Origin of the sequence: Xanthomonas sp. WCS2018Noco2-27, from assembly GCF_031843525.1 — a bacterium.
Taxonomy (GTDB): Bacteria; Pseudomonadota; Gammaproteobacteria; order Xanthomonadales; family Xanthomonadaceae; genus Xanthomonas.
Map to the genome: position 1 here is coordinate 963,316 of NZ_JAVTIK010000001.1, position 12,891 is coordinate 976,206.

The following is a 12,891-nucleotide window of genomic DNA, read 5'->3' on the forward strand; positions in this document are numbered from 1 at the left end:
TGGCAAACACTCGTCCCGTCCACCTTTGCGACAGGTCAGATGGAGAATAACGTTGCCTGTCGCTATTCCCTCGCTGACCTAGCCCCCTTGTTTGGCGCGCGTCCAAACCAACGCCTCCATCCTGCCAGAGCCGGTCGGTAGACGACTCTAGCGGGTACGCATAGTTCCACTTCGGTGCCGGCGACAGCGCGTTGGCGCAACGTAAGCTCGGCGCCGATGCGGGCGGCGCGTTCGCGCATTCCGGACAACCCCCAGTGGCCGGGACGCACGCCCACGGCAAGGACGTCGGGTGCGATGCCGCAACCATCGTCACTGACACGCAGGCGCAGCGCCCTAGCACCGTAGTCCAGTTCCACGGTGACCTTGCTGGCCCGTGCATGGTTGAACGCATTGACCAGGGCCTCGCGGGCGATGCTGAAGATCTCATCGCGCGCCAGCGGGTCAAGCGGCGTCGGGTTTCCTTCCACATGTAGCTGGAAGTCAGGTGCGCAATCATCCATCAGTTCGGCTGCTGTGCTAGCCAGCGACTGTGGGAGGTCGCTCACGGGCACGGTTGCCGTACGCAGTCCCTGCACGCGATCGCGTCCTTCGCTCAGCACATCATCGGCACGCTCCAGTGCGCCTTCCATCGCAACGCGTGCAGGCTCCTGCGCCGGAAGTTTTTCGATCGCCGACTGGAAGCGCAGAATCAGGCCCTGGATGCCCTGCAGCAAGGTATCGTGCAGTTCGCGTGCGATCCTTTCGCGCTCAAGATGGCGCTCCGCCAGCCGTGCCTGTAGGCGTTCCTCCATGACGCGCAGACGGCGCAAGTAGATGAGCCAGAGCAGTCCGGCTACGACGAGCACGCACAAAGTCTGGAACCAGGTCGTCAGATAGAACGGCGGTGGAATCTGGATCTCCAACGTTGCCCCCTGCTCGTTCCAGACCCCATCCTCGTTGGCGGCGAGGACGCGGAATCGGTAGTGACCGGGACGCAGATTGGTATAGGCCGCCTCGCGACGCGTACCTGCGTCCTGCCAACCTTGATCGACGCCTTCGAGCTGATAGCGGAATTGCACACGTTCCGGAATCGACAGGCTCAAGGCGGTGTAGGCGATGCGTAACTGTTGCGCACCAACCGGCAATTGCAACAGCGGGTCCAGCGAAAACGGATGACCATCGACATCCACTGCGCGCACGCGTACCGGCGGTGGCACCGGATTGTGATGAAAGCGGTCGGGATCGATCCAGGCAAGGCCATTGTCGGTGGCGAACCACACCCGACCATCGCTGGCTTCGGCTACCGTGAAGTTGGTCGGTGTCATCTGCGGGGCACCGGGTAAGCCGTCGAGATAGTCAAACCTGCGGTAACGCACCGGATGTGCCGGGTCAGCAAGGACCTGTGCGACCTCGGCAGCCGGGATGCGAATCGCCCCTTGCACGGCGTTGAGCCACAAGTCTCCTGAAGTCGTTTCGACCAGGCCGGAAATACTACCTAATGCGTCATTCCCTACGGTACTAATCTTGGAAAAGCGCCCGTTGTGGTACAGCCCCAGTCCGAGTTCGCCCGAAACCCAAAGATGCGGTCCGCGGCCGCCAATCGCCATCACCCGGCCAACGTGTGGCCCATCTTCGGCCGTGTAGGTATGGGTCTTACCGCCTTCGATGCGGTGCAAGCGATCGGGCAGCGTACCCAACCAGACGCGACCCTGAGCATCTTCGAATACCGCGCTTGTCGTGCCTGCCGGATAGTGGCTCGGCGACGTGTCTTCCCATTTGCCATCACGGAAGTGTTTGAAGCCATGGCCTAGGATGTTAGCCCATAGTCCTCCGTTGCCATCACCGTGGAGCGTGAGCAAGATCCAGTCCCCTAGACGCACACCAGGAGGCCAAGGCATTAGCGCGAAACCGCCCTGGTAATGGCGCCAAAGACCAGTGTATCCGTACCACCAGATGGTACCTACGGGATCCCGATAGACACCGTCGATAATTTCGACCTGCGCATGAGGAATCAATGTGCTGCCGCGGATTTGCAACAGGGGCTTGTTCGAGGCGCTGGCGGCCAAGATATCACCGCCTATGCCCGCCATCAGAGTGAACCCGGTGTGTGCTGCGGGTAAGTTCACCGGAACGACATCGCCATGTCGGAAACGATCGATTCCCTTATCGCTGCCGAACCAAAGATTGCCTTCGCGATCCTCCAGGACGGCAATCATGTAGTCCGAACTGAGTCCGTCCGCCTGCGTAAACGCCTCAGCCCTGGAAGCCGGGCTGGATTTTTCCGGGTGGCTGATCCTGCGCAGGCCGTCACCCACGGTGGTGATCCACAGCCCGCCGTCGTCATCGAATGTGATCGCCGACGCACCTACCCAGATTTCTTCGTTCTTACCGACTCGGCCATCGCTTGCCAGTGCGAGCGGCCGCACCGCGCGCGTTGTTTCGGCGATCCAGTGGCGGCCCGTCGCGTCCTGAGCGATTTGAACGCCATCATTCAATCGCTGGCCAGTGTCGCGGAAGACGTGCTCGCCACGCGGCAGGAACAGCAGCTTCTCGATACCGGCGGCCCACAGCGTGCCCGTTCGATCGACGCCGAGTAAACTCGCTCGCTCCCCTTCGGGGAAGCCCTGTGCCGCGCCTACCGTCTTCCAGCGATTGCCTTTGCGGACAGCCAGGCCAGACGCGGTGCCGACCCAGATGGCCCCGTCGTGATCTTGGGCGAAGCCGAGCACTTTGTCGGGTGGGAGCTCATCTTTGCTCGAATACACCTGCAACGTCTTGTCTCGGAGAAGCGCGACTGCGCCACTGCGAAAGCCGATCCATAGACCGCCCTCTCGGGTCGCCAGCAGCGCGCTGACTTGGATCGACGGCAGCTGCGTTCCGCCAATAGTTTCGTAGCGTTCGAAGGTCACGCCATCGAAGCGGAACAAACCGGTTGATCCACCGATCCACAGGTAGCCATCACTGGTCTGGGCAAGCGCATATACCTGGCTGGGCGCGCCGTCGCGCGCGGTCCAGGAGGTGTGATGCAACTGCGCGAGGCTACGCTCGCGGTCGAGCGCAAGCGCATTTGCCGCAAGCAGCCAGACTGCGCCTGCGATGCCGCACTGGAGGATGAGGCGCATCCATAGGGGGGGTGTCAGACGACGCAACGCCGTCATCTCCTTTTGTTTCAGGGTGGGTAGACAAGGCCCACTCCGAATCGGAGAGCGTTCTGCAGTTCTGGCCTCTCGCGTCAATCGCGGTTTGGCCAAAGCGCTTCAGTGCGTTAAGGGCCGCATGACTGTATCTCATGCAGCCGGATTACGTGATATCGCCGAGAGCCTTTCTGTGGATGGCAGGCTCAAGCGCGCCACAAGATTGCAAGCTCAACGCAGTGCAAGATTGCAAGGGTTACCGTGCAACCAGTGAGTCCGTCATGGTCGGCCACCTCCAGCTCTGTCGTTCATCGCTTGGCATATGGGTTGTTCACCGCCTTAAGATTGACAAAGCAGTGTCAGATGCGCTGTGTTTTCCGAGCAAAGCATGCGTGAGTCAGCGGCTGCTACAGGCATGCCCTCCTCGCTCCGGTCGACATGGGGACGACTGGAAGGCGCCGATCAGCCTGGCTTTCGATGAGCGGCACGGCGTCGCCGGTGATCGACAAGCACAGCGCACAGCCCAAGCAGTCCGCCCAGATAGGTCGCCACCAGTGGCAGATGCGTCGGCATATAGGCACCGCGATCGCGGTAGCTTTCTGGATAGAACGAGGGCTCCAGCAACCACCAGGCAATGCCACAGCCGAGGATCAGCATGCAGAGCGCAGTCTGCAACTTGACGGCAGGCGCAGCGACATAGGCAAGAATGACGACCGCCAGCGCTGCGCTGAAGCCTGCACCTGGAAGATGCCAGGCGCCAACCGCTGCGGTCGCCAGACTGCCGAGGATGCCGGCAATGAGAAAGCCGCCCAGGACGGTGGGAACCAGCAAGAACCAACGCAGTGCCATGATTTTCCCTTATGCCATTGACCGTAATGTGCAGCCCGCAGCCTGCAGCCCCGCTACGTTCGTATTGCAGAGCACGGGCGCCATGCGTCGTCTCTCCCCTTACCGGCGATCAATGGGTTGCAGGCGACGCGAGCCTGCTGCCGTTCACACCTCGAGAATGCCGCGCTTGAGTGCGAGTAGCACCGCATGTGTGCGGTCCTTGGCCCCAAGCTTGGCAAGGATATGTTTCATGTGGGCCTTGACCGTCCCTTCGGTGAAGTTGAGTGCGTCGCCGATTTCCCGGTTCGCGTTGCCGCGCGCAAGTTCCCTCAACACTTCCATCTCGCGTGGCGAGAGGTCGTCTTCGCCGGCGTGCTGTGCCAGTTCCATGGCGATTTCTGCTGGTACCACACGACGACCGGCGTGGACTGCGCGGATGGTCTCGCGCAGCTCCTTGCGCATCATGCCCTTGAGCATAAAGCCCCTGGCTCCGCTCTTGAGCGCGCTCATCGCTTGCGCATCGCCGCGGTAGGTGGTCAGCACCACAATGCGCGCTTCCGGCCATTCGCTGAGGATGCCGCGCAGCGCTTCCAGCCCGCCCATACCGGGCATCTGCAAATCCATCAGGGTGACATCCGGTCGATGCACGCGAAACTGTTCGATCGCCTCGCGGCCGTTCATGGCCTCGGCGATCAATGCCATGTCCGGCTGCTCGCTCAACGCGGCCTTGATGCCGTCGAGCAGCAGCGGATGATCGTCGACAGCCAAGACGGTAATCAGGGCCGGTGGCATGTCTTCAGCCCGTTTCACGTATTTTTCTCCTGGTGCTTGCCAAAGAGCCTGCGCCAGTTCCAGCGGCGGCGTCGGGCTTTCTTATACGCCCAGCTGGCCGGCAGCTGCAATCCGACGGTGGTCCCAACGCCGGACTTGCTCATAACGACGAGCTTGCCCTTGACCCTGTTGGCGCGCTCATGCAGGCCCTTCAAACCCCAGCGCCCGTCCTTGACTCCCAACAGATCAAAGCCGGATCCATCATCGCTGACACGGACCTCCAAGTGCCGTCGTCCGAACACCGTTACCACAGTAATCCTCGTGGCACACGCGTGACGGAAAGCATTGGTCAGTGCCTCGGTCCCGATGCGGAAAGCTTCCTCCAGCACCAGCGGATCCAGCTCGCGTCGGCTACCCTCGACCGATGCATGGAAGGCTACGCCATAATCGCGAGCCAGTTCGTTGCCCGACATTGCCAGCGCATCCGGCAGCTCCAGGCTAACCGACGTTCGCAACTCCGCCACCTTGTCGCGCCCGTCTGCCAGAATCCGGTCCGCTCGATCCAGCGCATCCTCCATGAGTTGTCTGGCGCGCTCCCCGTCCGGGATCCGCTCGGCGGCGGATTGAAATCTCAACATCAATCCTTGAACGCCTTGCAGAAACGTGTCGTGCAGATCGCGCGCGATGCGCTCACGCTCCAGCAGTCGCGCCTCGCTCCGCCATTGCAGTGTGGCCTTGACCTGGCGCATTCGCAGGACGAACAACAACCAGAAGGCGCCCCCGATCGCGAGCGCGCACAAGAGCAGGAAGGTACGTGATTGCAGGAAGGTAGGCGGGACGACGAAGTCCACGTTTGCACCGGTGTCGTTCCATACTCCCGACTCGTTTGCCGCGATCACTTGGAAGCGATAATTCCCTGGACGAAGGCTGGTAAAGAACGCTTCACGCCGCGTCCCGACATCCTCCCATCCCATCGCTGATCCCTGCAGGCGGTACCTGAAATGCACACGCTCGGGCATGGTAAAACTTGGTGCGGTGTAGGCGATCTGTATCACCAATGGCGTAGTGGGAAGCTGTAGCACCGCGTGCTTGGTTCCTTCGACACTGGTGCGCTTTCCATCCACCGTGAGCGATTTGATGTACACATCCGGCACCACCGTATTGGGTGGCGGCAGATGTGGTGCAAGCGTGACCACGCCGTTGGAGGTCGTGAACCACAGACGCCCGTCGGTGCTCTCCACAGCCGTCGGCCAAGGGCCAAGAGACGGGGTGGCACCGGGAAAGCCATCGAGGTGGTCGAACAGGCGGAAGCGTGCCAGATGTGCAGGCTTGGATACGACGTTGCGGACTTGGCCTGCATCGATCAATACGGCGCCGTCGCTGGTGTTCAACCACAGCGCTCCTCCAGCCTGTTGAATTAGCCCGGTGACGCTTCCGAACGGGAGCCCCTCGCTGTTGAGCACCGAATGAAACCGCCTGCCATCGAAGCGCGCCAAGCCCTTCTCCCCTCCGATCCAGACATTGCGACCTGACACAGACATGACCTGCACCGCGCCTACAGCCAATCCATCCGCCGGGCTGTACACGCTTACCTGGCCGCCATCGACGATGGCGAGGCGATTTTGCACATAGCCAAGCCAGAGGCGGTCTGCCGCATCCACCGTCATCGATGTCGCCGGCTCACGTGGCAGCGCACTCAGGCCTCCCCATAATGTCCACCGGTTCTTGACGACCCGGTATACCCCGGCCCTGACGACCGACACCCACAGCGCGCCGTCTTGCTGGCTTGTGATCGCTTGAATGCCAGTGTTGGGCTGTGCCTCGGCGGGACGCCACTCGATGAGCTTGTTGCCGCTGCTGCGATAAATCGAATTGCCGCGCCCGCCCAGCCACAAATTACCGCGGCGATCTCGGTGCAGAACCGAATAATCATCGTGCATGGACAGCGACGATTCGCGCTTGAACCCGTCCTGCAGCCGGTGCAACCCATGGTCCGAATCGCTGACCCAGACCGCCCCGTCTCCTCCGGCAATCGCTGCCGCGCCACGCGCAGCTCGTTCCAGTCCAACCCGCAAGAACGCGGCTGCACGCAAGCGTGACAGACCACCATTGGAGATGGCCCAGACATTGTCTTCGCGATCGTGCATCAGTGAGACCGGAGTCTCACCCAACAGGCGAAGCGGTGGCGAGGAGTCATTGTCCCGACCAATGTTCGGCGACGTAGCGCGATTGGTCCTATCTAGCGAAAAACGCTTGAGTCCGCTTGAAGAGAAGTGCCATAGCGTCCGATCTCGGCCAATCATCAATTGCAACATGCTCTCGTCGGCGCCCGGAAAGTCGAGCCAATCTGTTTTCAGGCTGGCACCCAGGTGCGGGGCTCGCAGCTCGGTGAGCCCTGACCACTGCCGCGACAGCCAGACCCGCCCATCCGGTGCCTTCAGCAAGTTGCCCCATGCGAGTTCGCGATCTGCCTTCAGCGCTAGTCCGAAATGCAGTTCGCCACGTCGATGGAAGTACAGCGCACCGTGGGTGTAGGCCCAAAGAGTCCCTTCTTCATCGAGTTCCAACTCTTCGACTCTCGATTTGGGAAACTGCCACGTTGTTTCCGCCTGCGTCCAGCGCCGGCCATCGAGTCGGAACAGCCCAACGGTGGTGCCGGCCCACATACGACCATCACCGTCTTCGGCAAAGCTCATCACTGTGTTGGGCGGCAAGCCGTCCTTGATGGAGTAGTGATGCGCTGTCCCATCTTGGCCAATGAAGGTTGCGCCCCCGAACAGATATCCGATCCACAGACCGCCGGCCGGCCGTGCCCATAACGCATAGACAGGGGAAACCGGCAGGGCTGTACCTGCTACCCGTCGGATGTGCTCGAACTCCACCCCATCGAATCGGAACACGCCTCCGTTGGCCATCACCCAGAGATAGCCATCGCGAGTTTGTACCAGGCCGGCCATGCCACTGGGTGCGCCGTTTTGGACCGTCCACTGCATATGGTGTAACTGCGAGACCGGCACCTCCGCCGGCTGAGCGGATGCAGGTAGGCATCCGACCAACGCCATTACACACCACAGTGCCCACATGATGATGCGAGCCACGCTCACGCCGCGTGCGCACCGAGCCTGTGTGGACGTGGGCTCGGCACTTTGTTATGCCCTGGGCGAGCCATGGGGGCTTGGCATGCGTGGCGCGACAGACCTAGCAGATCAGCGATGCGCACCAGATCGGCAAACGAACGCGCGCCCATCTTGGCCATGACACGTTTGCGATGGATCTGCAGTGTCGCCTCGCTGATGCCCATGGCCGCGGCGGCTTGCTTATTGAGCAGGCCATCGGTGACCAGCGGTAGCGCCTGCCGCTCGCGCGGCGTCAATGCGGCATAACGCGTTCGCACATCGATAAGCCTGGCAGCTGTCGCCGTAATCCACGCGTCAAGCTGCGCATCGATACTGTCGAGATCGTTAGGGCGCAACAGGACACAGGCAGACTGCATGCCATCGCCCATCACCAGCGTTGCATTGCCTGACAGCGCAGCGCTGCGGTCCGCAACGCCATCGTGCGATGGCGCCTGCGCTTGTGTCTGCCAGTGGCTGACGTCTACCAGGACAAACATCATGGGAGCATGCGGCATGTGGATGAGTCCCAATCTAGTGCGTGCACTAACGTACCGGCGGGTGCCCTGCCTCCACAATGCTCCCAAGTCGAGCGATCGTCTTACACTTTAGGGTAACGGCGCTGGATCACGCAGGCAGGTGATTGTCTGCACCGCGCGCAACACGCTGCAGCGGCTGATCTAGCCCGCGTTCCAGCGGACACGAAAGTCCAACGCAGTACGGATGCCGAAGCCTCCCTGGACCACGACCGGATCTCCTTCGAATTGCATGTCCGGAAGTCGCTGCGTCAGTGCTGCCAGGCCTTCTTCGAGCTCGATCATGGCCAATGCCTCACCGAGGCAGCGATGTACGCCACCGCCGAACACGAGTTGGCGTTTGGGCACGTCGGCACGTCGAATATCAAGACGCTCTGGATCCGTATAGAGCGCCGGGTCGCGCAGCGCCGATAGTGTGGACAGGGACAGAATTCTTCCGGCCGGCAACAAAGTGTCATCTAGCACGATGTCTTCGAGCGTGACGCGCGGCACCGATGCGACCGCTGGTTGGAACCGCAAACATTCGCGCACCGCACCGGGAATCAGTGCAGGGTCGCTGCACACCGCCTGCCACTGCGCAGGATGTTGCAGCAGTAACGAGGCCTGGATCGCTAGGGCACTGCGCGTGGTGTCGCTTCCCGCAAGCAGGATCGACATCAGCTGGACGACAAGCTCGGTGGAAGAGAGCTGACCGGATGTATCGCTTGCAGCGATGCAGCTGGTGATGAAGTCCTGGCACGGACGCCGCCTCCGGTGTGCGATCAAGCCTTCCACATAGGCAGTAAGCTCTGCTGCCGCCTGCTGCAGCTCCGGTACCTCGTCGGACGTGAACGTCGAATTGAAAGCGCGCGACAGGCTGTACACGCAACGAGTGAAGTCGGGGATGTCCGTCTCGGGCAGGCCCAGGATGTGGCAGATGACATGCGCAGGAAGCCAATTGGCGAAGTCGCCAATGACGTCCATCGCGCCTGCGTCATACCGCGCGTCTATCAATTGCTCGGCAACGATGCGCGCATAAGGCCGCACGTCCTGGACGAAGCGCGATGCAAACGCCTGGACAAACGGAAGGCGCCGGTGGCGGTGCGCCTGCCCGTTGCTCAGCACCATGGTGTGCGTCAGGAACGCGAGCAAGGGCCCATCGGTCACGCCGCGCGCGGCCGCGATTTCGGTTTCCATCTGTCTGGTTCGCGGGTCGGTGAGCAGCTGTTGCACATCCAGGGCGCGGATCGCGATGTAGAGCCCGTCCTCACGTTGCAGCAGCGGCGTCAGCGGGCGGAAATGCTTGAAAACGGCATGGGGGCTGGTCTGCAGTTCGGCGCTATTGCATATCAATGGGTGCTGCATTGGAGATCTCTGGCAGGGATTGCGGGAGCTAGAAGTGAGTGTTGGTTGCGCTGTATCCGTCGACAGTGCAGATGTCCAGCAAATAAGACGGCAGCAGCGCGCTGGCGGCGCCAAGCGGGCGCGGCCATGCGGGTCGTCCTACCCTTTGCGCGCAAGAATGTTCTGTCGCTGCCTGCACACGGCATGTCACGGCGATGCAGCGGACGCGCACTTTACATGCGCACAACACACCAGGCATCGCTCCGAAGTTGATCGAGGCGTTTATCCCTTTGGAGTAACCGCGGCTATGTCGTTCGGTAGCGCATTTGTACGATGAATATCGAATATGGCAGTTGTTTCTTCCGCTTGATACTGATGCAGCAGACCTATCGCAGTGCGTCTGAAGTAGCTGTACCAGTGGCGGTCGCTTGCGATGTCGGCAAGTGTTTTTTCTACGGTCAAGACGTATTGATCACGCACGTGCGAACGCTCGATCGCCACACGCTATGACACCCGCACGGCACGTGTGTGCCGACGTTTATGCATGCACTGCTTCCCTCTTCCCGCGCACGAACGTGTGTCCTGCTGCTGATCACCTTGGATTCTTGAATGCCGATTCTTTCAAATTCGCTCCGCACGGTGGGCGACACGCCCAATCTCACGCATCGCTACGATTTTATCGTGTGTGGTGCCGGCCCTGCAGGTAGCGCCCTGGCTGGACGCCTGGCAGAAAATCCACACGTCCGTGTGCTGCTGATCGAGGCAGGCGGTAGCGACGACGTTCCGGAGGTGCTGATGCCGGGGCAATGGCCGCTCAATCTAGGTTCTGAGCGGGATTGGCAATTCGTGGCAGAGCCTAATCCGCATCTGAACAATCGTGCGATCCCGCTCAACATGGGCAAGGTCGCGGGCGGCGGCTCAGCCATCAATGTCATGGTCTGGGCACGCGGCCACCAGTCGGATTGGGACGCTTTTGCGCAGGAAGCGGGCGACGATGGCTGGAGCTACCGTTCGGTGCTCGATGTCTACCGTCGCATCGAAGATTGGCAGGGCATTGCAGATCCGCAGCGCCGCGGCAGCGGTGGCCCAGTCCACGTTGCACCCGCACGTAATCCGCACCCGGTCGCGACCGCCATGGTCGAGGCCGCAGCAGCGAGCGGCATACCAACGTTCGACAGCCCCAATGGACAGATGATGGAAGGCGATGGCGGCGCCGCCTTGACCGACTTGATTGTCCAGGACGGTCGCCGCGCATCGATCTTCCGCGCCTATGTTTGGCCCCGCTGCCACCAGCCTAACCTGACGGTACTGCTGCAGACACCAGTGACCCGGCTGTTGTTCGAAGGCAAGGCTGTGATTGGCGTCGAGGCCATCGTCGCTGGCCGTGCAGAAAAATTCATGGCCGAGCGCGAGGTTGTGCTGTCGCTTGGCGCAATCAATACGCCGAAGGTGCTGATGCAATCCGGGATTGGTCCTGAGTCAGAACTGCGTCCGCATGGCATCCAGATGATTGAGCACCTGCCTGGCGTGGGACGCAACCACCAGGACCATGTGGCATTCGGATGCATTTTCGAATCCACCGCGCCGGTGGAGGTGGGCCATGGTGGCTCGGAGGCGACGCTCTATTGGAAGACCGACCCGTCCCTACCCGCGCCCGATCTCTTTCATTGCCAACTCGAGTTTCCGGTTGCGACACCGGAAACCACGCACATGGGTGTTCCAGAAAATGGCTGGATGGTGTTTGCAGGTCTGTCGCATCCAAAGAGCCGCGGCAGCCTGCATCTGACCGGTGCCGATCCTGGCGCCCCGCTCCGCATCCAGGCCAACACCTTGTCCCATCCCGACGACCTACGTGCTGCACATGCCACGGTGGCGCTTGCCCGGGAGCTTGCTCACGCACCCGCCGGTGCGCACCTGCTCAAGCGTGAAGCGCTGCCTGGCGTGCTGTCCGGCGCTGCCATGGAGGAGTACTTGCGCAACTCGGCCATCACGTTCTGGCACCAGGCCTGCACCGCCAAGATGGGGCGCGATGCGATGTCGGTGGTCGATGGCCAGCTGCGTGTGCACGGGATCGACCGCCTGCGTATCGCCGATGCCTCAATCATGTCCAACGTCACCAGCGGCAACACGATGGCGCCCTGCGTGGTCATCGGCGAACGCGCCGCCGACATCATCAAAGCGGCCCATCGCATCTAAGACGCTTCATCCGCCCACCAAAGGAGATTCACATGCACCTCTCGCTTCCGTTCCTGTTGACCGCCACCATGGCCATCGCTGCCATCGGCACGGCTAATGCGGCTCCCGGCAAGACCGTTCCGGCCAATGCAGCACGCAACGTGGTGTTGGTGCATGGCGCCTTCGCTGACGGTTCCGGTTGGCGCGCCGTGTACGATCGGCTGGTCAAGCGTGGCTACCGCGTCACTATCGTGCAGAACCCGCTCACCTCGCTCGCCGACGATGTTGCCGCCACCCGCCGCGCGCTCGACCGTCAGGACGGTCCGACCGTGCTGGTTGGGCACTCCTGGGGCGGCACGGTGATCAGCGAGGCTGGCGTGCACGACAAGGTCGTCAGTCTGGTCTACGTGTCGGCACTGGCGCCCGATGCCGGCGAGACCACCGCGCAGCTATATCAGGGCTTTGCACCCACGCCAGAGTTCGTCATCGAGACCCAGCCCGATGGCTTCGGCTTCATCAGCATTGCGAAGTTCAAGGCCGGCTTTGCGCATGATGTCAGCGATGCCGACGCCGCGTTCATGGCCGCCTCGCAGGTGCCGATCAAGATGTCGGTGTTTGGCGAACGCCTCCAGCACGCCGCCTGGAAGACCAAGCCCAGCTGGGCAGTCATCGCTACCGAGGACAAGGCGTTCGATCAAGCCATGCTGTTGCATATGGCCAAGCGGATTGGCGCGGACATCACCACGGTGCCGGGAAGCCATGCACTGTTCATGACGCAGCCGGAGGTGGTGTCCGAGGTCATTGATCGTGCCGCGCGTGGCGTGACATCGAAAGCGAAGGCCAATGCGAAAGCAAGTTCGCAAGCGGGCTGAGGCTAGATAGATTGCCGACCGATGACAGCGCTCAGCTACTTGCGAAAGCTCCCCGCATCGGGAAGCCGAACGGGCATGGCCGGCGGCAAGTCACGCCATCGTCTGCGCAGAGCCAGTACCTGCCACACGAAACAAGCCTCTTGAGCAACGGTTCAACGTC

General features: G+C 61.7%; 9 protein-coding genes. 3 read left to right on the top strand and 6 right to left on the bottom strand.

Going from position 1 to position 12,891, the window contains the following annotated elements; all coding sequences use genetic code 11:
- Nucleotides 1–62 precede the first annotated feature (62 nt).
- The 6 genes from RQH86_RS04275 to RQH86_RS04300 all read right to left on the bottom strand — a co-directional run bounded on the left by RQH86_RS04275 (nucleotide 63) and on the right by RQH86_RS04300 (nucleotide 9,705).
- Complete coding sequence (locus RQH86_RS04275; RefSeq protein WP_311239954.1) at nucleotides 63–3,137, bottom strand: two-component regulator propeller domain-containing protein; 3,075 nt, start codon at nucleotides 3,135–3,137, stop codon at nucleotides 63–65.
- Between the two features lie 438 nt (nucleotides 3,138–3,575).
- On the bottom strand, nucleotides 3,576–3,962 hold the full coding sequence (locus RQH86_RS04280) for a hypothetical protein (RefSeq protein WP_115527815.1): 387 nt from the start codon (nucleotides 3,960–3,962) through the stop codon (nucleotides 3,576–3,578).
- 144 nt (nucleotides 3,963–4,106) lie between these two features.
- Nucleotides 4,107–4,733 carry a response regulator transcription factor gene (locus RQH86_RS04285; RefSeq protein WP_311239955.1) on the bottom strand — a complete coding sequence of 209 codons (627 nt, stop codon included), beginning with the start codon at nucleotides 4,731–4,733 and terminating at the stop codon, nucleotides 4,107–4,109.
- A 14-nt stretch (nucleotides 4,734–4,747) separates the two neighbouring features.
- Nucleotides 4,748–7,669 carry a two-component regulator propeller domain-containing protein gene (locus tag RQH86_RS04290; RefSeq protein ID WP_311239956.1) on the bottom strand — a complete coding sequence of 974 codons (2,922 nt, stop codon included), beginning with the start codon at nucleotides 7,667–7,669 and terminating at the stop codon, nucleotides 4,748–4,750.
- Nucleotides 7,670–7,812: 143 nt separating this feature from the next.
- Nucleotides 7,813–8,217, bottom strand: coding sequence for a LuxR C-terminal-related transcriptional regulator (locus RQH86_RS04295; protein ID WP_311239957.1), 405 nt, complete (start codon nucleotides 8,215–8,217; stop codon nucleotides 7,813–7,815).
- Between the two features lie 288 nt (nucleotides 8,218–8,505).
- On the bottom strand, nucleotides 8,506–9,705 hold the full coding sequence (locus RQH86_RS04300) for a cytochrome P450 (protein ID WP_311239958.1): 1,200 nt from the start codon (nucleotides 9,703–9,705) through the stop codon (nucleotides 8,506–8,508).
- A gap of 312 nt (nucleotides 9,706–10,017) precedes the next feature.
- On the opposite strand from RQH86_RS04300, the gene RQH86_RS04305 reads away from it, so the two are divergent.
- The 3 genes from RQH86_RS04305 to RQH86_RS04315 all read left to right on the top strand — a co-directional run bounded on the left by RQH86_RS04305 (nucleotide 10,018) and on the right by RQH86_RS04315 (nucleotide 12,731).
- A complete protein-coding gene (locus tag RQH86_RS04305) occupies nucleotides 10,018–10,194 on the top strand; it encodes a hypothetical protein (RefSeq protein ID WP_311239959.1) in 177 nt (58 codons plus the stop codon).
- 129 nt (nucleotides 10,195–10,323) lie between these two features.
- Entirely contained in the window at nucleotides 10,324–11,880 is a 1,557-nt protein-coding gene (locus RQH86_RS04310; protein WP_311239960.1) for a GMC family oxidoreductase N-terminal domain-containing protein, read from the top strand.
- A 32-nt stretch (nucleotides 11,881–11,912) separates the two neighbouring features.
- On the top strand, nucleotides 11,913–12,731 hold the full coding sequence (locus tag RQH86_RS04315) for an alpha/beta hydrolase (RefSeq protein ID WP_311239961.1): 819 nt from the start codon (nucleotides 11,913–11,915) through the stop codon (nucleotides 12,729–12,731).
- The last annotated feature ends 160 nt before the right edge of the window (nucleotides 12,732–12,891 follow it).

What these genes read in the sequence shown, in the direction of transcription:
- RQH86_RS04280 (WP_115527815.1), bottom strand. Translation starts at nt 3,962, where the DNA reads ATGGCACTGCGTTGGTTCTTGCTGGTTCCCACCGTCCTGGGCGGCTTT.
- RQH86_RS04305 (WP_311239959.1), top strand. Translation starts at nt 10,018, where the DNA reads ATGAATATCGAATATGGCAGTTGTTTCTTCCGCTTGATACTGATGCAG.
- RQH86_RS04285 (WP_311239955.1), bottom strand. Translation starts at nt 4,733, where the DNA reads ATGCCACCGGCCCTGATTACCGTCTTGGCTGTCGACGATCATCCGCTG.
- RQH86_RS04295 (WP_311239957.1), bottom strand. Translation starts at nt 8,217, where the DNA reads ATGGGCGATGGCATGCAGTCTGCCTGTGTCCTGTTGCGCCCTAACGAT.
- RQH86_RS04300 (WP_311239958.1), bottom strand. Translation starts at nt 9,705, where the DNA reads ATGCAGCACCCATTGATATGCAATAGCGCCGAACTGCAGACCAGCCCC.
- RQH86_RS04315 (WP_311239961.1), top strand. Translation starts at nt 11,913, where the DNA reads ATGCACCTCTCGCTTCCGTTCCTGTTGACCGCCACCATGGCCATCGCT.
- RQH86_RS04290 (WP_311239956.1), bottom strand. Translation starts at nt 7,669, where the DNA reads ATGGCCGGCCTGGTACAAACTCGCGATGGCTATCTCTGGGTGATGGCC.
- RQH86_RS04275 (WP_311239954.1), bottom strand. Translation starts at nt 3,137, where the DNA reads ATGACGGCGTTGCGTCGTCTGACACCCCCCCTATGGATGCGCCTCATC.